Annotated in this window: 18 protein-coding genes; 11 read left to right on the top strand and 7 right to left on the bottom strand. The window is 58.3% G+C overall.

All coding sequences use genetic code 11. From position 1 onward, the window contains the following. Nucleotides 1–70: 70 nt before the first annotated feature. Nucleotides 71–244: a hypothetical protein gene (locus tag AACZ86_RS10615; RefSeq protein WP_339692239.1), complete on the bottom strand. Its 174-nt coding sequence runs from the start codon at nt 242–244 to the stop codon at nt 71–73. Here AACZ86_RS10615 and serS point away from each other — a divergent pair. The 5 genes from serS (at nt 243) to AACZ86_RS10590 (ending at nt 5,315) form a co-directional block, all read left to right on the top strand. Beyond that, nucleotides 243–1,523, top strand: a complete 1,281-nt coding sequence (serS, locus tag AACZ86_RS10610) for a serine--tRNA ligase (RefSeq protein WP_339692238.1) — start codon at nt 243–245, stop codon at nt 1,521–1,523. The genes AACZ86_RS10615 and serS overlap by 2 nt on opposite strands. Next, nucleotides 1,523–2,287 (top strand): 5'/3'-nucleotidase SurE, encoded by a 765-nt coding sequence (gene surE / locus AACZ86_RS10605; RefSeq protein ID WP_339692237.1) that lies wholly within the window; start codon nt 1,523–1,525, stop codon nt 2,285–2,287. The genes serS and surE overlap by 1 nt, the downstream gene beginning before the upstream one ends. A gap of 114 nt (nt 2,288–2,401) precedes the next feature. Beyond that, complete coding sequence (locus tag AACZ86_RS10600; protein ID WP_339692235.1) at nt 2,402–3,451, top strand: M23 family metallopeptidase; 1,050 nt, start codon at nt 2,402–2,404, stop codon at nt 3,449–3,451. Nucleotides 3,452–3,457: 6 nt separating this feature from the next. Next, on the top strand, nt 3,458–4,519 hold the full coding sequence (locus AACZ86_RS10595; RefSeq protein ID WP_339692233.1) for a potassium channel family protein: 1,062 nt from the start codon (nt 3,458–3,460) through the stop codon (nt 4,517–4,519). Nucleotides 4,520–4,595: 76 nt separating this feature from the next. Further along, nucleotides 4,596–5,315 carry an alpha/beta hydrolase gene (locus AACZ86_RS10590; protein WP_339692231.1) on the top strand — a complete coding sequence of 240 codons (720 nt, stop codon included), beginning with the start codon at nt 4,596–4,598 and terminating at the stop codon, nt 5,313–5,315. 13 nt (nt 5,316–5,328) lie between these two features. Here AACZ86_RS10590 and AACZ86_RS10585 read toward each other — a convergent pair whose 3' ends face one another. Together AACZ86_RS10585 and AACZ86_RS10580 are read right to left on the bottom strand one after the other, a co-directional pair. Continuing rightward, nucleotides 5,329–5,589, bottom strand: coding sequence for a hypothetical protein (locus tag AACZ86_RS10585; RefSeq protein WP_339692229.1), 261 nt, complete (start codon nt 5,587–5,589; stop codon nt 5,329–5,331). Nucleotides 5,590–5,812: 223 nt separating this feature from the next. Continuing rightward, the gene (locus tag AACZ86_RS10580) at nt 5,813–6,223 is read right to left on the bottom strand and encodes a DUF1761 domain-containing protein (protein WP_339692227.1); all 411 of its coding nucleotides are present in this window, start codon (nt 6,221–6,223) and stop codon (nt 5,813–5,815) included. A gap of 179 nt (nt 6,224–6,402) precedes the next feature. Here AACZ86_RS10580 and rimO point away from each other — a divergent pair, with 179 nt between their 5' ends. Next, entirely contained in the window at nt 6,403–7,785 is a 1,383-nt protein-coding gene (rimO, locus tag AACZ86_RS10575) for a 30S ribosomal protein S12 methylthiotransferase RimO (RefSeq protein ID WP_339692226.1), read from the top strand. 608 nt (nt 7,786–8,393) lie between these two features. Here rimO and AACZ86_RS10570 read toward each other — a convergent pair. Both AACZ86_RS10570 and AACZ86_RS10565 read right to left on the bottom strand, forming a co-directional pair. Continuing rightward, complete coding sequence (locus tag AACZ86_RS10570) at nt 8,394–9,416, bottom strand: hypothetical protein (protein ID WP_339692225.1); 1,023 nt, start codon at nt 9,414–9,416, stop codon at nt 8,394–8,396. A 204-nt stretch (nt 9,417–9,620) separates the two neighbouring features. Continuing rightward, nucleotides 9,621–10,139, bottom strand: a complete 519-nt coding sequence (locus AACZ86_RS10565) for a hypothetical protein (RefSeq protein WP_339692224.1) — start codon at nt 10,137–10,139, stop codon at nt 9,621–9,623. 178 nt (nt 10,140–10,317) lie between these two features. On the opposite strand from AACZ86_RS10565, the gene AACZ86_RS10560 reads away from it, so the two are divergent. Further along, nucleotides 10,318–10,905, top strand: coding sequence for a manganese efflux pump MntP family protein (locus tag AACZ86_RS10560; protein ID WP_339692223.1), 588 nt, complete (start codon nt 10,318–10,320; stop codon nt 10,903–10,905). Nucleotides 10,906–11,297: 392 nt separating this feature from the next. Here the strand turns inward: AACZ86_RS10560 and AACZ86_RS10555 are convergent, their stop codons facing one another. After that, complete coding sequence (locus AACZ86_RS10555) at nt 11,298–11,666, bottom strand: hypothetical protein (RefSeq protein ID WP_339692222.1); 369 nt, start codon at nt 11,664–11,666, stop codon at nt 11,298–11,300. 355 nt (nt 11,667–12,021) lie between these two features. On the opposite strand from AACZ86_RS10555, the gene AACZ86_RS10550 reads away from it, so the two are divergent. The 4 genes from AACZ86_RS10550 to AACZ86_RS10535 all read left to right on the top strand — a co-directional run bounded on the left by AACZ86_RS10550 (nt 12,022) and on the right by AACZ86_RS10535 (nt 17,018). After that, nucleotides 12,022–13,551 (top strand): NAD(P)/FAD-dependent oxidoreductase, encoded by a 1,530-nt coding sequence (locus AACZ86_RS10550; RefSeq protein WP_339692221.1) that lies wholly within the window; start codon nt 12,022–12,024, stop codon nt 13,549–13,551. Between the two features lie 107 nt (nt 13,552–13,658). Then, nucleotides 13,659–13,991 (top strand): PilZ domain-containing protein, encoded by a 333-nt coding sequence (locus AACZ86_RS10545; RefSeq protein ID WP_339692220.1) that lies wholly within the window; start codon nt 13,659–13,661, stop codon nt 13,989–13,991. Between the two features lie 54 nt (nt 13,992–14,045). Next, a complete protein-coding gene (locus tag AACZ86_RS10540; protein WP_339692219.1) occupies nt 14,046–15,560 on the top strand; it encodes an NAD(P)/FAD-dependent oxidoreductase in 1,515 nt (504 codons plus the stop codon). A 39-nt stretch (nt 15,561–15,599) separates the two neighbouring features. Next, nucleotides 15,600–17,018 (top strand): leucyl aminopeptidase family protein, encoded by a 1,419-nt coding sequence (locus AACZ86_RS10535; protein WP_339692218.1) that lies wholly within the window; start codon nt 15,600–15,602, stop codon nt 17,016–17,018. Between the two features lie 61 nt (nt 17,019–17,079). Here the strand turns inward: AACZ86_RS10535 and AACZ86_RS10530 are convergent, their stop codons facing one another. Continuing rightward, nucleotides 17,080–18,546 (bottom strand): amidohydrolase family protein, encoded by a 1,467-nt coding sequence (locus tag AACZ86_RS10530; protein ID WP_339692217.1) that lies wholly within the window; start codon nt 18,544–18,546, stop codon nt 17,080–17,082. Nucleotides 18,547–18,712 lie beyond the last annotated feature (166 nt).

The following is an 18,712-nucleotide window of genomic DNA, read 5'->3' as shown; positions in this document are numbered from 1 at the left end:
TTCTTCTTCCGGTGGCAGTACTGGCGGTTCTACAGGCGGTACCGAAGTTCCGGCACCACCGGTAGTCTTGCTATTCGGCGCAGCCGCGGCAGCCTTGTTTGCGCGTCGTCGTAAGGCAAAAAAGACAGTCGCTGCTTAAATAAGCGCCAACCGAAATAATCTGAAAAGCGGCCGGAGCAATCTGGCCGCTTTTTGCTTTGTAGTCTTGCAAGTGAAACAGACGCTCGGCATAGGCTTTTGCCATGCATGATATAAAATATATTCGCGAAAATCCCGAAGAGTTCGATGCCGCGCTGGCGAAGCGCGGAGTCGCAGCAGTGGCTCAGAATATACTGCGGCTGGACGAGCAAAGCCGGGCGCTGAAAACCCGGCTGCAGGATGGGCAAGCTCGACGCAATGAAGCATCGAAGGCTATCGGGAAAGCGAAAGGCCAGGGAGACGACGAAGCTGCTCAGGCGTTGATGGCGGAAGTCGCCGAACTGAAAAGTACAATGCCCGGGCTTGAAGAAGAAGAGCGGGAAGTCTCAGGCCGATTGCAGGATATGCTGGCCGCACTGCCGAATCTTCCGGCAGATAGTGTCCCGCTCGGCGCAGATGAAGACAATAATGTAGAGGTTGAACGCTGGGGCGAGCCGCGCAAGTTTGATTTTGATCCGAAAGAACATAGCGATATCGGTCCTGCCTTGGGGCTGGATTTCGAGACTGCCGCCGCCATGTCCGGTTCGCGCTTTGCGTTCCTGCGCGGACAGATGGCCAGACTACAGCGTGCTATTGGCCAATATATGCTCGATCAGCAGACGATGAAAAATGGCTATCAGGAATGCGCTCCACCGGTTCTGGTTCGCGATGAGGCCATGTTCGGCACAGGTCAGCTGCCCAAATTCTCCGAGGATTCGTTCCACACAACCAATGGTCACTGGCTGATCCCGACCGCAGAAGTCAGTCTGACCAACAGTGTAAACGGGCAGATACTGGACGAGGCGCAGCTGCCAATGCGATTGACCGCGCTGACCCTCTGCTTCCGTAGCGAAGCTGGTTCTGCCGGCAAGGATACGAAAGGTCTGATCCGTCAGCATCAGTTTGAAAAAGTCGAGATGGTCGCGATCGTTCATCCTGACGATAGCGATTCCGAACATCTGCGGATGACCGAAGCGGCAGAATCGATCCTCAAGGCGCTCGAACTGCCTTATCGCAAGATGCTGTTGTGTACGGGTGATATGGGGGCGACGGCGCGCAAAACATATGATCTGGAGGTCTGGTTGCCGGGCCAGGACACCTATCGCGAGATTTCCAGCATTTCGACTTGCGGTGAATATCAGGCGCGGCGGATGAATGCCCGTTTTCGTCCTGAAGGTGAGGAAAAGGGAACGAGATTCGTTCACACGCTCAACGGTTCCGGTCTTGCCGTTGGCCGCACTTTGGTAGCCGTGCTTGAAAATTACCAACAGGCGGACGGATCTGTTACTATTCCGTCGGCACTGCTGCCTTATATGGGCGGCATCGACAGGCTGGAGCCAAGCTGATGCGGATATTGCTGACCAATGATGATGGCTTCGATGCGCCGGGCATGAAGATTCTGCTCGATATCGCGCAGCATTTTTCCAACGATATCTGGATTGTCGCGCCGTCCGACGAGAATTCGGGTGCCGGCCACTCGCTGACCATCACCCGGCCGCTTCGTATTCGCAAGCGCGGCGACCAGCAATATTCGGTCGATGGTACACCAACCGACAGCGTATTGATGGCTGTGGCCAAGATCATGAAAGACGGTCCGCCTGATCTTATTTTGTCCGGCGTCAATCGTGGCGCGAATCTCGGGGAGGATGTGACATATTCGGGCACCGTCTCCGCCGCTATGGAAGGCGCGTTGGCAGGAATTCCTTCAATCGCGCTCAGCCAAGCCTATGCACGGGGAGATCTGGGGGCGGATGTACCGTTCGACGCGGCGGTGCAATGGGGTGAACGGGTGCTCCGACCTCTAATCAAGCAACGCATGGATTACAGGACGCTGGTGAACATCAATTTCCCGGCTCTCCCGGCGAGTGAAGTCAAGGGAGTGAGGATCGTATCGCAGGGTATCCGTGACTACGGCCGACTGCAGATTGTCAGCAACCGCGATCCGCGAGGCTTTGAATATCACTGGTTCGGCCTTGGCCCGATGGTGGAAACGCCTGCGCACAGTACCGATTTGGAAGCCATCGCTGACGGCTACGTTTCAATCACACCGCTCCATCTCGACTTAACCCATTATGATTCTATGGATGGTCTAAAGAAACTTTACCCCTGATTGCGAACGGCAGCAGGAAGAATTAACTATGCTTGGGCCAGCGGGGCTGGCAAGCTGCGCTTTTGCTGCTAATAACGTTCCAGCATGGGGAAGAGTTGGTTAATGGGGTCAAATATGCGTCACGTTGCGATCCTGATATTGATCCTCGCAGTCGCCGCCTGCATTCCACCGGGCCGTGACGATTATGTCCCGGCGCCAACCCAACCTCAGTTGTTCACGGATCCTGCCGTTCTTGGCACCGCGCCTGAACAGGCGCCGCTTTCGACTTGGCAGGCGAGCCCCGTCACGGCCAATGCCCAACGGGTGGAAGCGGGTACATATATTGTGCAACCCGGCGACACGTTGCGTGGAATTGCTAACAAAACAGGTGCGGGTTCGCAGATTATCGCGTCGGCAAACGGGTTGGCCGAACCTTATATTATCCATCCGGGGCAGCGGCTCAAAATTACCGGCGGACGCTATCATGCGGTCAATGCGGGAGAGACAGGTATCGCGATCGCGCGCGCTTATGGAGCTCCATGGCACGAAGTCGTGGCGCTGAACGCGCTGGCAGAGCCCTATATCCTGCGCGTGGGACAGAAGTTGCTACTGCCGGCATCAGCAACCGGCGATCTGGCCAATCTGAGCATCGAGCAACGCGCGGCCGCTTTTAATCTCGATATTGACGATATAGTCACCGGCAGCCAGCCTGCGCTTGCCGACGGTGCCACAGCGAACGAGCCATCCGATTGGCGGAAAGCCATCACGCCCAATGCAACCATCGCCACTCCGACCAACTTCTCCGGACGCTTCCAATGGCCCGTGGATGGTAAGGTAATTTCCAGTTTTGGCAGCAAAGGCGGCGGGAAGGTCAACGACGGGCTTAATATCGGTGTCGCCAAAGGTACGCCAATTCGTGCGTCGGCTGATGGTGTCGTTGCCTATAGCGGCGACGAAATCGGTGTGTTCGGTGGTCTTATTCTGATCAACCATGGTTCCGGCTGGGTTACCGCTTATGGCCATGCCGACAAGCTGAATGTGGTTCGTGGCGCGAAAGTTAAAGCAGGTGACATTATCGGGCTCGCTGGCGAAAGCGGCTATGTAGAGGAGCCGCAATTGCATTTCGAGATCCGCAAGGACCGCAAGCCGGTCGATCCGAACAGCCATCTGCCGAAACGCAGCTGACCCGCGATGGCAAACGGCAACCGACGTAAGATTTCTGATTATTTCACTCTGCGTCGGCGTTCGAGTCTGCCGATTTGGGCGGATATCGCGTGGCGCGTCGCCTTTGTCCTCGGTCTCATCGGGATGGCTGTTTCGGTCCATTATTTCGACCGCACTGGACTTCAGGACAGCTATGACGGCGATGTGAGCTTTCTCGACGTCGTCTATTTTACGATGATCTCGATCACCACCACCGGCTATGGCGACATCGCTCCGGTCACCGAACGGGCGCGGATGTTCGACGCGCTGGTTGTGACTCCTATTCGAATCTTCGTCGTGCTAATCTTTGTCGGCACGGCCTATAATTTTGTTTTCAAACGGACCTGGGACAATTGGCGCATGAAACTTATTCAAAGCAATTTGCACGACCATATCGTGATCGCCGGCTTTGGCACGAGCGGCAGCGAGGCTGTGCAGGAACTGCTCGCTCGCGGGACCAAGCCGGAAGAGATTGTCGTGATCGACACATCGGACGACGCCTTGTCGCTCGCAGAGAAGCTGGGCTGCGCGGTGATCAATGGCGATGCTACGCGCGACAATTCATTGATGAATGTGAAAATATCGCGAGCGCGCTCGCTGATCGTTTCGGCCGGACGGGATGACACCAGCATATTGATCGTGCTTACCGCGCGGCATCTCGCCTATCATTTGCCAATCAGCGTTTCGATCAAGGCAGCGGACAATGAACTGCTGGCGCGGCAGGCCGGTGCGACTACCGTGATCAATCCCGTCAGTTTCGCAGGCCTGCTGCTCGCCGGCAGCTGCGAAGGCGCAAAGATTTCCGACTATCTCAGCGATCTCGCTTCGGCCACCGGCCGGGTCAAGCTGGTCCAGCGAGCGGTTACCGAGGATGAAGTCGGCATGGCGATGAGCGAAGTTGTCGGTTCGGGGCTGGGTGTTCGCATATACCGAGGGGACACGGTGATTGGGTTTTGGGAAGCGGAAGCGAAGATGCTCGAGGCAGGCGATATTATCGTCGAGATCATTCCCGGTAATGGCGCGGAGGCGTCGGACAGGGAACCCGCCTGAGCCTGCCTGTTCCTTAGTTCATGTTGCACCTGCGAGATAAACCACTATCTTGATGGCTTATTCATGGAGCTGACTGATGGCTGACACTATACCAATGCCCACCGGGCTTCGCCCGCCGCACAGGCTGGCGCAGCTTGGCGAACTGTCCCTGCCGCTGGATCTGTTACGGTTCGGCCTGCAATGGCCGCGGCTGGTTACCGCACCACGCGGCGACGGGCGGCCGGTCTATCTGATCCCCGGCTATGGCGGCAGCGAGCTGTCGATGCGGCCGCTGGAAGGCTTTCTCAGGCGGATCAACTACGACGTCGCCGACTGGTCGCTCGGTCGCAATAAGGGCTCTGTGGACCGGGATGTCGCGCGTTTTACCGCGGTTGCCGAAGAGCGGTTCGCCGGCAATGGCGAGCAGCCTCTCACCCTGATCGGCTGGTCGCTGGGCGGGATCATTGCCCGCGAGGTCGCTCGCCTGTCGCCGCATCTGGTGCGGGAGGTGATCACCATGGGTACGCCGATCATCGGCGGTCCCAAATATACCACGCCGGGCCAGCGCTACGCCCGGTCCGCCAATATCAGGCTCGACCAGTTCGAGCGCGAGGTGCATCAGCGCAACAGCATCGGCTTCGACCAGCCGCTGACCGTGCTCTATTCCGACCGCGACGGCATTGTCGGGCCCGATATCGCCAGGGACATCTACAATCCCCAGGCCCGCAATATCCGCGTCGATGGGGGCCATATGGGGCTCGGCTTCAACCCCAGGGTCTGGCGGATCATCGCCGATACGCTCGCCGGGCGGACCTGATCCTCGCTCCGGTTCAATCCGCCGCCTTTTCTTTCGGCTTGCGCCACAGATAGCGGTAGACGCCGAACAGGTTGATACCCAGCAGCACGACATTCTGCACCGCCAGCGGATTGTTGCCGTCCAGCAGCGATGATGTCACCCAGACGATCGACGATCCACAGAACAGCACGAAGCCCCATCCGCTGACCCTGGCGCCGGCGTTGAGCGAGACCATGGCGGCGGCGATCATGCCGCTGATGCTTGCGGTCCACCGCAATATGTCGACCAGTTCCATCCTGTTGCTCCGGCTGTTGCATTGGCTATCGATGCAAGGCCTACGCACGGAGCGGGCATATCGTTCAATCCGATCCGATTTTTTCCGGCCGGAGGGAACCAATCCCTGGCTTGCTGGTTATATCGGCAAGCCGGGTGTTGTCACTCCCTCCCAAATTTTTGGCAACCCCGGCGTCTTCCTGCCGGACCGGCTTTTCAATATTGTTGTTAACTCCTTCTATTCATTAGCCAAGCCACGCGTGCACCGCGCCCATCGCGATGTAGAAGAGCAGCCAGTATCCGGCATCGATGAAGAATAGCGCCTTGCTCTTTTGCGAGAAGAGATAGTTGGTGCCGATTGCCGGGACGATGAAACCGAGCGCGACGCCAAAGGCGGTGAGCACCTTGATCCCGAAATCCAGATCCGTCGCATAAGTCGCGAACGTGTGCGCCAGCGTCCACGAGGCGACCAGGCTGAACGCGAACGCCCCGCCGTAGATCTTGCCCATATTGCCCGTTTTGATCTGCTCCTCGGTCAGCCCGACCGCGCCCATCCATTTCTTGCCCATTACCGGGCCGTACCAGATGCCGCCGACCAGAAAGCCCGCCAGCGCGGCGACGATGACCGCAATCCAGTTCAGATCGAATATATTCATAACATCCTCCTCCTGTTTTCCGTCCGAAGATGCTGCGCCAGTCGGAACATGCTCCCCGGATCAGCGGCATTTATATGCCCGGACCGGTCCTTCGACAAGCGCTGGCGCGGAGCCGCCAACATCGCTGTCTTCACATCTGACGTGACTCCCCTGCAAAACACGCCTAAAGGCCGCGCAATATGGCAACCCAAATTCCTTCTCCGCCCAAAGTGGGCATGGTCTCGCTCGGCTGTCCCAAGGCTTTGGTCGACAGCGAACGCATTCTCACCCAGCTGCGCTCCGACGGCTATGACCTGTCGGCCGACTATGCCGGTGCCGACGTTGTGCTGGTCAACACCTGCGGCTTTCTCGACAGCGCCAAGGAGGAGAGCCTCGAGGCGATTGGCGAAGCGATGGCCGAGAACGGACGCGTGATCGTCACCGGCTGCATGGGCAATGAAGCCGACATGATCATGAAGCGCTTCCCCGATGTGCTCGCCGTCACCGGCGCGCATCAATATGAGGATGTCGTCACCGCGGTTCACGCTGCGGCTCCGGCCGCCCGCGGCGCGTTCGTCGACTTGGTGCCCGAAGCGGGTCTCAAGCTGACCCCGCGCCATTACAGCTATCTCAAGATTTCCGAAGGCTGCAACCATCGCTGTTCCTTCTGCATCATCCCCAGCCTGCGCGGCGACCTTGTCTCCCGCCGCCCCGACGCGATCTTGCGCGAAGCGGAGAAGCTGGTCGAGGCCGGCACCAAGGAACTGCTGGTGATCAGCCAGGACACCTCGGCATATGGCGTCGATATCCGCCACCAGCCGCGCCAGTGGAACGGCCCGACCGGGCAGGGACGCGAAGTCCGCGCCCATATGACCGATCTCGCCGCCGCGCTTGGCGAGCTGCGGACGCCGGAAGGCAAGGGCGTGTGGACCCGTCTCCACTATGTCTATCCCTATCCCCATGTCGACAAGGTCATCCCGCTGATGGCCGAGCGCAAGATCACGCCTTATCTCGACATCCCGTTCCAGCACGCCGCGCCCAACGTCCTCAAGCGGATGAAGCGCCCGGCCAACGAGGCCAAGGTGCTGCAGCGGGTCAAATCTTGGCGCGATATCTGCCCCGATCTCACCATCCGCTCGACCTTCGTCGTCGGCTTTCCCGGCGAGACCGAGGACGACTTCAAATATCTGCTCGACTGGCTCGAGGAAGCCCAGCTCGACCGCGTCGGCGCGTTCCGCTTTGAGCCCGTCGAAGGAGCGGCTGCCAATGCCCTCGACGGCGCTTTGCCCGAAGAGGTCAAGGAAGAGCGTTACCAGCGGATCATGGAAGTCACCGCCCGGATCAGCGCCGCCAAGCTGCAGGCCAAGGTCGGCCGCACCCTGCCGGTGATCATCGACGACATCGGCGAACCCGATGAAGACGGCGATGTCGGTGCGACCGCCCGATCCGAAGCCGATGCTCCCGAGATCGACGGCAATGTCTTCCTCCGCAACGTCCCTGCCAGCCTGTCGGTCGGCGATATCATCGACGCGGTGATCGAGGATGCCGACGAGCATGATCTGTTCGGGGTTGCTGCTGGGTAGTATCCCGTCATCCTGAACTCGTTTCAGGACCTCTTCCCACTTGCCACCAACTTCCGATTTAGACGCCCGAGATCCTGAAACGAGTTCAGGATGACGAGTTTGCTCTTCCTTCTTAAGCCCCTCCTTTTCAAAGGAGGGGTTGGGGTGGTTTCTCTCCTCCGAGCGCTGCGTTTGCGTTTTCATTCCAACATCTCCATTCCACCGCAATTCGCTCACGCGAGCGATGCTTTCGCATCGCCACCACCCCAACCCAGTTCCGGGTGAAACGGCCCCCGGCCGTTTCAGATCAGTCCGGGGGACTGATCGACCCGAAACTTCTGAAGATGAGGGGCTTATGATCGGGCTCAGGACGAACGGTGTTAAAGTCACCATCCCCCCACCCGTTCGTGTCGAGCGAAGTCGAGACACTTTTCCGCCGTCACGGGTCTCTCGACTGCGCTCGAGACGAACGGTATCTATCAACATTCGTCATTGCGAGCGTAGCGAAGCAATCCAGGGCGTCTTGTCACTATGGTCGGCGTTTGCCGCGCTGGATTGCCGCGTCGCTCCGCTCCTCGCAATGACGGTGGCACTTTCACCCCCACATGATCTTTACAAACTTTACACTGTTATAGATTTATTCCATTCTCCACCCCGTCTGCCTCATCCAGCCCGGATTCCGCCATCGCCTGCGCGTGGAATGCCAGCGCGTTGATCGTCGCGTCGTCGGTGATGCCGGTCGCCTGGGCGGTCAGGCCGGGGACCTCACGTTCCATGTCGGCGGCTTCTTCGGGGGTCAGGCGATAATAGTCGGGCGGGCCGTCATGGTCGGGGAAGGTGACCGCGTAAAATTCCTCGCCTTCTTCCTCCGGCACAGGCTGCACGTGCGTTTCGGCTTCGGCGGCCAGCACCGCCAGCTCCTCCTCGGTCGGGGTGGCGATCAGCGGGGCGGTGTCCTCGCCCTTGCCGATAGCCTCCAGCATATCGCCAAAGCGCGCCGCGCCGCGTTGCGCCGGGATCTGCCCGGCGATCTTGTCGAGCCGGGCGAGATGGGCGAGCAGCAGCCGGCTGTCATAGCGCCGCCGCGTCGCGACGACCTCGCCGTGATAGAAAATCTCCTCCTCGACGCCCTCGATCGCCCGCTCCTGCAACTTGTCCTGCGCCTCCTCCCGCGCCAGCACCAGCGCCGCCAGCCACGCCCGCGCAAAATCCGGATCGCGCCGTTTCAGATCATAGGCCGACTGCCGCGTCCGCTGGACAAAATAGGCCGACGCCTGGACATTGCCGGTCTGCGCGAGCGCCTCGAGGAATTTGACGCGGAGATCAAGGTGCCAGCCGTCGTGGCGGGTGGCGGGGGAGGGAGGGGCGCTGTTGTCGTTTTGGTCCATTCGTTCTGAGCTTGTCGAAGGACAGTGTTCAGACGATAGGCGTCCTTCGACAGGCTCAGGACGAACGGTATTATCATCACCGTCATCCCCACCCGTTCGTGTCGAGCGAAGTCGAGACACGTCTCCGCCATCACCAGTCTCTCGACTGCGCTCGAGACGAACGGATTTATCCGGAGCATCCTCCCCACCGTCACCCAAACCCCGCACCGCGTTCAGCCGCCGTGCAAATTCATCCTGAAAAGTCATACATCCTACTCCTTCCAAAGAAACCATCCCGACCGCAGCACAATGGCGCAGCGGGCCAGATATGGTTTGTTAAATGGAGTTAATATAACCTATTTGGTGGATTGTAGGAAAGCCGTGGTTTGAGTGTTTCATTTCTAATGTCTGCTTCATTCTTGCAGTAGACGTTAGCTTTGACCGTGATTGAAGGTAGCAAGTGGGTGGGAACTTGACATATAATGAGAGTCAACGCTGATACCGAATGTGCAAGCCTCCTCCAAGCTTCGGTCGGTCCTCGCTTTCCAATTTCTTCACCAGTTCGAGAACTGGGAGCTGCGGATGTGTGACCATGTTCATTAGGTGGATATGCTCGCCAAGCTCCCAGTGGTTGCGATGGCGGTCAACATCCCTTTGATTAAAGTAGAACAAATGCCAATCGGTGGGATATTCTGCCGGGATAAACAGGTGGCCGTTGAAGAGCCGTCGTTGTTCGAGCATCTGGTCGATTTTGTTCACGAACCGTTTCGCGTCCTTCGACAACGGCCCCACCCCGTTGCGAGCAAGTGCCTCGTGATCCCTTTCTTTGGGTACTAAATGTTCGGGATGATGATGCTTATGGAACCTGAAGTGGCGAATGGGGATCACCTCGGTCATGCAGGCCAAGGTCAGGTTGGCTAAATCCTCGGCATCGATTACCGACTGGCGACAGTGATCAATGAGGTCCGACTTCTTCTTAATATTGAAGATGGTCAGCAGTGAGTTCAACGGATTCGGAGAGGCCATCGGGGCAACATAGCATATTTCGACATTTCAGCTAATGGGTGGTTAGAAGACCGTCCGCTCACGGTCGATAATCGACAGCTTACGGACAATAGGTTCAGGATATCATCTCGTCCGCTGACCATTTCGCAGCGGACTGTAAGAATATGAATTTGTTGAGTTCATGTACCAATTGTTTCAAGGGGCAGGCATGATGATGATCTCCCTTGTTCTGCTCTCTTTAGGTTTGGCAATGGATGCCTTCGCGGCTGCGGTCGCGCAGGGCGCGTCAAGTCGCCCGAGCCGCGCCACAGCGCTGCGGATGAGCATTGCCTTTGGATTGGCTCAGGCAATAATGCCTTTGCTCGGATGGGCACTAGGAATTGCATTTGCCTCTGTTGTAGAGACGGCGGCTCACTGGATCGCGCTCATTCTTTTGAGTGGCCTCGGCCTTCGAATGATTAAGGAAGGTCTTGACCGCGACCCTGAAGAGGCAATGAAAGAATTGGCAATATGGCCCCTGCTGATCGTTTCCATTGCAACAAGCATCGATGCTGCCGTCGCCGGCATTACATTGCCGAGTTTTGGCACACCAATCGTCCTCGCCTGCGTTGTTATCGGTTTGACCACATCAGCTCTAACATATCCTGGCGTTTATCTAGGCGCGCTTGTCGGAGCAAGAATTGGCAAATGGGCCGAAGTCCTGGGAGGGCTAATTTTGATCGGTCTTGGGGTTAAAATCTTCATCGCGAATCAGGCGTTTGGTGGCTGATGGAAGCATGCCCGCTTTCGAAGCACTAGTTCCCGTTCACGACTGTCAGCGCGGATGACCAGAGCTGGGTGAAAAGCGTTCATGCAGACAAATGATATCTACTGAAGACTTCATTCTGAAAGACGACTTCAGCTTTGGCTGTGTTTGACAGTAACAACTGAGACCTATTCGGATTGCCCGAAAACTATCGAACGGTGAGAAGCTGTCGAAAGGCCACACAGGGATAAGCCTTTCATCGAATGGCAGAAATTAGTAAAGTTTGATTGGCTGAGAAAGGTCTGCAATCGGGGCGGTAGCGGACCGACCGTTTCACTTTCTTCAATGTCGCCTTCTGCGTCTATAACGGACGATACGCGATGAAGGCTTAAGAAGGTCGCCAACAAGTCCACCCTTCACCCCAGTCCCGTCAACTCCAGCCCGAACATCACAAACCCGTAGCCCAGCACCCCGTACACCCCCGCCCGGAACCACGGATAGGGGATGCGCGCTCTCGCCGGGTAGCCGGTCGGGTGGACGACGGTGAGGCGCTCGCCGATTACCGGGGTCGGGAAGGGTGTGGCCAAGGGATCGCGGACCTCGATAAAGCCGCCGCGCTCGTCGGGCACCAGCAGCACCGCGCTATACAGCGTCGTGCCGCCGCGCCGCTTCATCTGGTGGCGGACGATCTGGGCCGGGACATGGCGGGTGCCGTTGCGGATGAACAGCAGATCGCTGCGCACCATCAGCGTGAGGCCTGCTGCCGCGAGGGCGAGGGCGATCAAGAGGAAGATCGTTTCGATGCGCTGCCGCTATCACGCTTTGGCGGGGGTGTTAAGTGGGCTTGCTGCCTCTCCCCTACTTCTCCCCTCTCCCGTGCGGGAGAGGGTTGTGGAGACTTGGCAGCTTGCTGCCTAGTCGCAGCTGGGTGAGGGCGTACTGACCGTCGCAGCACAGCAACCGACCATCGGTATACCCTCATCCAACTTCGTCTAACCACCTTCGCTGACGCTCTGGTGGCAAGATTACGTACCCTTCTCCCTCACGGGAGAAGGGCTTCCATTAACCGGCCAGTTAAATCTTCAATTGCAACTCGTCCCCGCCAATGGCATAACATGAAAAAAGCTGGGAGAGACGGCAATGGCGACTCAGATCGTGAATAAAAGCAGTGCAGCAATTGAATCGGTCGACGTGATGATCGTCGGCGCCGGGATTTCGGGTATCGGGATGGCGGTGCATCTGCGCAACAAATGTCCGGGCAAGAGCTTTTCGATTGTCGAGCGCCGCGACGATATCGGCGGGACCTGGAACCTGTTCCAATATCCCGGCATCCGCAGCGACAGCGACATGCACACTTTGGGCTTCAGTTTCGAGCCGTGGACCGAGCAGAAGTCGATCGCCGACGGTCCCTCGATCATCAACTATCTCCACCGGATCAAGGCCAAGCATGATCTGGAGAAACATATCCATTTCGGCCATAAAGTGCTGTCGGCCAGCTGGTCGAGCGAGGATGCGCGCTGGACGGTGACGGCGGAGAAATCCGACGGCAGCAAGGTCGTGATGCACGCCAATTTCGTCTATATGGGCGCCGGCTATTATGACTATGACAATCCCTATGACGCGCAGATAGAGGGGCTGGCCAATTTCAAGGGCGACGTGGTTCACCCGCAATTCTGGCCCAGGGATTTTGACTATACGGGCAAGAAGGTGGTGATCATCGGCAGCGGCGCCACCGCCGTGACCATCGTTCCGGTGCTGGCGGAAAAAGCGAGCCATGTGACGATGCTGCAGCGGACACCGACCTGGTATGCCTCGGCCCCGTCGAAAGACTGGCTGGCCAATTTCCTGCGCAAGATCATGCCGGAACAATGGGCCTATAATATCATCCGCAAGAAGAATGTCTGGATGCAGGACATTACCTTCCGCACCGCGCGCGACAATCCGCAGAAGGTCATCGACAAGCTTGAAAAGCCGATGAAGAAAGAGCTCGGCGACAAATATGTGAAGGAAGATTACACGCCGCCATATGGTCCGTGGGAGCAGCGCCTGTGCCTGGTGCCCGACGGCGACATGTTCAAGGCGATTGCCGACGGCAGAGCCGATCTGAAGACCGGCCATATCGAGACCGTGACCGAGAGCGGCATCAAGCTTAAATCCGGCGAGACGATCGACGCCGATGTGATCGTCACCGCGACCGGGCTGAAGCTGGCGGTCGCCGGCAAGGTCGCGTTCGATGTCGATGGCAAAAAGGTGAACTGGCCCGACCATTATTATTACAAGGGCTGCATGTTCTCCGACATTCCCAATCTGGCGATCGTGTTCGGCTATCTCAACGCGAGCTGGACGCTGAAGGCGGATATTGTCTCGGAATATACCTGCCGCGTGCTCAACCATATGGACGCGACCTCGACGCGGATCGCCAATCCGGTGCTGAACAGGGAGCTGGAGCAGGAGCAATTGTTCGATTTCTCGTCCGGCTATATCCAGCGGTCGATCAACGAACTGCCGCGCAACAGCACCGCGATGCCGTGGAAGCTCAACCAGGATTATCTGTTCGACAAGAAGATATTGCTCAACGATCCGGTCGATGACGGAGTCATGCAATTTTACGGCCCGAATTCGCAGCAGGGCGCCGGCGATAACGAGCCGGAACTCGAGGCAGCGGAATGACCCCGACGGCCCGATAATCAGGGAAATAATATCCTGTTTACGGTCGTTTACCATTTGTTGAGCAGATTTTGCTAAGCCCTTTTTCAAGGGGAACGGCGATGAGGTACATGCATTCACAATTTCGCGCGGTGAAGCCCGCGCTGATTGAACATCGTCAGATGGACCGCCACCCGGTCCAGATCCAGCGTACCTCGATCCGGCAGAACGGCAAAGCGACCAAGGCGACCAAGTCCGGCGAACTGGTGGATGTCTCAGTCTATGGCTGCCGGCTTTCTTGCGATTCGAAATTTTCGGACGGTACCAATCTCTGGTTGCGCTTCGACGGCAGCAGCCCGGTTTCGGCAACCACCATCTGGTGCAAAGGCGGCCAAATCGGCTGCCGTTTTGACGAAAAGCTCGATCAGGGGCTGTTCCGCTCGCTCACCCTGATCAACGATTAGGCCGGGCAAAAGCTCCCACTTGCCAACTAACATCCATGTCAGTAAGGTGGCGGGATGAAAAACGAAATTCTTGACGTCCTGATTGTCGGTGCCGGTCTGTCCGGTATTGGCGCAGCGGTTCACCTGACCAAAAGATGCCCCGGCAAGAGCTTTGCCATTGTCGAGGGGAGAGAGCGGCTGGGCGGGACCTGGGACCTGTTCAAATATCCCGGCATCCGGTCGGACAGCGACATGTATACGCTGGGTTATAATTTCAAACCCTGGACCGCACGCCGCGCCATTGCCGACGCGCCGTCTATCCTGACCTATCTTAACGAAACCGTCGACGAATATGGCCTGCACGACAAGATCCGCTTCAACCGCAAGGTGGTGGATGCCAGCTGGTCGAGCGAAGAGGCGCTGTGGACCGTCACGCTGGCCCATGGCGACGGTACGCACAGCACCGTAAAATGCAATTTCCTGCACATGTGTTCCGGCTATTATGATTATCAGCAGGGCCATAATCCCGACTTTCCCGGCAAGGCGGATTTCGCCGGCGATATCGTGCATCCGCAATTCTGGCCCGAAGATCTCGACTATAGCGGCAAGAAAGTTGTGGTGATCGGCAGCGGCGCGACTGCGGTGACGCTGGTGCCCTCGATGGCGGCAACGGCGGAGCATGTGACGATGCTGCAGCGTTCACCGACCTATATCGTATCGCGGCCGGGCGAGGATAAATGGGCCTTGCGGTTGCGCAAGTTCCTGCCGGCCAAGCTTGCCTATCTGCTGACCCGCTGGAAGAATGTGCTGCTGGGCATTTTCATGTTCAATCTGGCGCGCAAGAAACCCGCCGGCTTCAAGCAACGGCTGCTGGAGATGGTGCAGGATGAAATGGGCGCGGACGTCGACATGACCCATTATACGCCGAGCTATAATCCGTGGGACCAGCGCCTGTGTCTGGTGCCCGACAGCGATCTGTTCGCGTCGATCAAATCGGGCAAGGCATCGATTGTCACCGATCAGGTGGAAAAATTTACCAGGGACGGCATCAAGCTGAAATCCGGCAAGATGATAAAGGCGGATATCATCGTGACCGCTACCGGACTGAAAATGCTCACCGGCGGCAGCGCGAAAATTTCGGTTGATGGACAACCGGTCAATTTCGGCGAAAAGATCAATTACAAGGGCGTGATGTTCTCCGGCATCCCCAATTTCGGGATGACGATGGGCTATACCAACGCCAGCTGGACGCTGAAAGCCGACCTGACCAGCGAATATGTTTGCCGTCTGGTCAACTATATGGACAAGAACGGAACGCCGATTGCGACACCGACCTTGCCGGTTGGCGAGACGATGGGGACCGAGCCGATGCTCGATTTCAGTTCGGGCTATGTCCAGCGGGCGATCAAGGATCTGCCGAAACAGGGGGATCGCAAACCGTGGCGGCTCAACCAGAATTATCCGAAGGATATCATCAATTTGCGGCACAAGGCGGTGAACGATGGCGTCATTGTTTTCTCCAGGCCCAGTGCCGGAGCGGCGCGTCTGCCCGAGCAGCCAGCCGAAGCAGAGGCCATCGCCGCTGAATAGACTCTCGCGCTTCGCCAAATCTGTGCCTATAGCGACCATATGACTGATTTTAAGGCATTGATCGAGGCCGACTCCGGCCAGGCAGCACGCAATATCCAGATATTGGATGTAGGCAGTTTCGAAGACTGGCTGAAGGGCCAGCCGGAGACCATCCGCGCGATTGTGAAGGCCTATCGTTTTGTCGCCAATCCCGACTCCTATCTGCTGCTGCCTCCGGTCGGCGGCAAGAGCGATGACAAGTCGGTCACCGGCGACTTTTCGGTTGTTGCCGGTGTAGCTGACCGGAACAAGCTCGACGCCTGGTCGCTGGCCAAGCTGGGCGGCAGTCTGCCCGAGGGCAATTATCGTCTGCAGGACATCAGCGCCAAGGGGACATTGTTCGGCTGGCTGATCTCGCAACATGAATTTGACCGCTACAAGGAATTGCCCGACCGGCAGGGACCGAGCGTGCTGCTGGTCAACGACGCTATCGGTCAGCGCGATGAAGCGGTGCGTCAGGCCGAAGCGACCGCGATGGTCCGGGACATGGTCAACACCCCGGCGGCCGATATGGGGCCGGACAAGCTGGAAGATATTGTCGACAAGCTGGCGGCCCAGCACGGCGGAGAGCTGAAAGTGACGCGCGGCGATACGCTGGAAGAGCATTTTCCGATGATCCACGGCGTCGGAAAGGCCGCGATGCGTGCCCATGCGCCGCGCCTGCTCGAACTGAAATGGGGCAAGGCCGATCATCCGAAAATCGCGATTGTCGGCAAGGGTGTGACCTTTGACAGCGGCGGGCTGTCGATGAAATCTCCGGCCGGCATGATGCTGATGAAAAAGGACATGGGCGGCGCTGCCCATGCGATTGCGCTGGCGCGGATGGTGATGGAAGCCAAGCTGCCGGTGCGCCTGCATCTGCTGGTGCCTGCGGTGGAAAATTCGATCGACGGCAATGCCCTGCGTCCCGGCGATATATTGAACAGCCGCAAGGGGCTGACCGTCGAGATCACCAATACCGATGCCGAAGGACGGCTGGTACTGGGCGATGCGCTGACGCTGGCCGGCGAGGAAGAGCCGGAAATGATCATCGATTTCGCAACGCTGACCGGTGCGGCTCGCGTCGCTCTGGGGCCCGACTTGCCGGCGATGTTCTGCGATGACAAGGATATGGCGGACGGTCTGCTGCAGGCGGGTGGCGATGAAAGCGACCCGCTGTGGCAAATGCCCTTATGGTCCGGCTATGATGCGATGCTGAACAGCAATATCGCCGATTGCGTGAACAGCGCAGCCGGTGGTTTTGCCGGCTGTATCACCGCAGCGCTGTTCCTGAAGAAATTCGCGCCCGAATCCGTGCCCTGGGCGCATTTCGACACATTTGCCTGGCGGCCCGCGGTCAAGCCGGGTCGGCCGATCGGCGGCGAAGCGCTGGGCCTGCGGGCAAGCTGGCGTTATTTGCAGGGGCGCTACGGGCAGTAGCCGCGAGCAGGATGGCGGGACTTTCGTCAGCGAACCAATTGATTTCCGATCAGCAAGCAGGCTATTCCGCCAGTATGGATGGGTCACCGCCCTGCGCCTGCAAGCCTTCCACAAGATTGCGCTGGGTTCTGGCCACATCGACCTGGCTGGCGGCCTCATAAAGTTGATCCAGCATGGTCTGGTCATAGAGACGGCCGCCGGCAATCACCATGAACGGATGACCCGCAACATCCAGATCGTCGAGCGGGTTGCCGTCGAGCAGGATGAGGTCGGCGCGGTGGCCGGGCGCGATACGACCGGCTCTATCCGCTTCACCGAGCGCGAAAGCGGCGTTTCGCGTCGCCGCGCGCAGGACGTCGCCATGTGACAGGCCGGCTTCCGACAGCAAGTGGAGTTCCTGGATCAGGGAGTGGCCGGGAATATTGGTGAAAATACCTGCATCGCTACCGCTAACGAGCAGTACGCCGGCGTCTGCAAAAACCTTTGTCGCCCGCTTGTAAAATTCAAAGGCGGCGCGTGCGGGGGCGATGGCTTCGCCGGACCACCGGTCGTAATTCTCTTGTTCCTGGGCTACAACCAGCGGATTCAATATTTCCACGCCGGGCCGTTCCAGATATTCGCCGCGCGTTTCTGCAACCCGCATCAGATTATAAAAGGCGAGCAGCGTCGGATCGACGGGCACGCCGGCGGAGGCAATCCGGGTGGCGAGCCGCTTGGCGGCGGCCTCGTCATACTGGTTGCGCAGGCCATGCCAGACAATCGACTCGATATGTTCAAAGGTGATGAAGCCGTCGTCCAGCAATTCTTCAAATGCGATGTTGAACGGACGCGTGCGCGGCATGCCAGGTTCCCGGATGCCCTCAGGCGTGTGGCCCATCACCGTCATGCCCAGCGTTCTGGCTTCGTCGCGCACCGCATCATAGGCCTCGCGGGACAGATTCGAATAAACCTTGATGCGACGGTATCCGGCATCATGCTGGGCGCGAACCGCCGCACGCGCCTCGGCGCCGCTCGAGACAATCTGGTGATTAATCTGGGCATTGGGGCCGTTCCCGTTGAGAATGGGGCCTGTCGTGATCAAACGTGGTCCGGCGACTTTTCCGGCTTCGATATTGTGCGCAAGGCGCAGATGAAACGGCATGCCGGAAGCATTGCGGACCGTCGTGACGCCTCGCGCGAGATAGGCGCCCAGCGCAGCTTCGTCCCAGACGTGAACGTGCATATCGACCAGGCCGGGCATTGCGATCCGGCCGCCTCCGTCGACCAAGCGGACAGCATGGTCCGGAGAAAGGGTAGCCATTGGCCCGACGGTCTTGATAGTCCCGCCGTCAATCAAAATGGACTGGCCCGGCCGCAGAGCCGGTTCTGCTCCGCTGAGATCGAGAATCTGGACATTGTGAAGAAGAAGCGGGGAATCGGCTTGCGCCAAAAGCGGGGTGGGCGCGATCACGAGCGAGAAAAAGAATGCGAGGGCTGGGACGAATTTGACGATAAATGCCTCCATCAATATTATGACAAAAAATAGCATGGGGTGGGATAAGGGTCAAAAATTTTTTACGGGCGCCGGTCCGTTCCGCGCCACTCGTCCGGGGGCAGTTGCAGCAATCGTTGACATCCCTGCAGGACGGCAAGAGAAACGAACCGATTTTTCCCTGATGAAAGGCCGCCGAAATGAACGCAGCAGAACGGGATAA

The sequence above is a fragment of the uncultured Parasphingorhabdus sp. genome, assembly GCF_963975735.1.
GTDB lineage: Bacteria > Pseudomonadota > Alphaproteobacteria > Sphingomonadales > Sphingomonadaceae > Parasphingorhabdus.
Note: the sequence above shows the minus strand (reverse complement) of the source record. Positions and strands in the feature narration are given on the sequence as shown.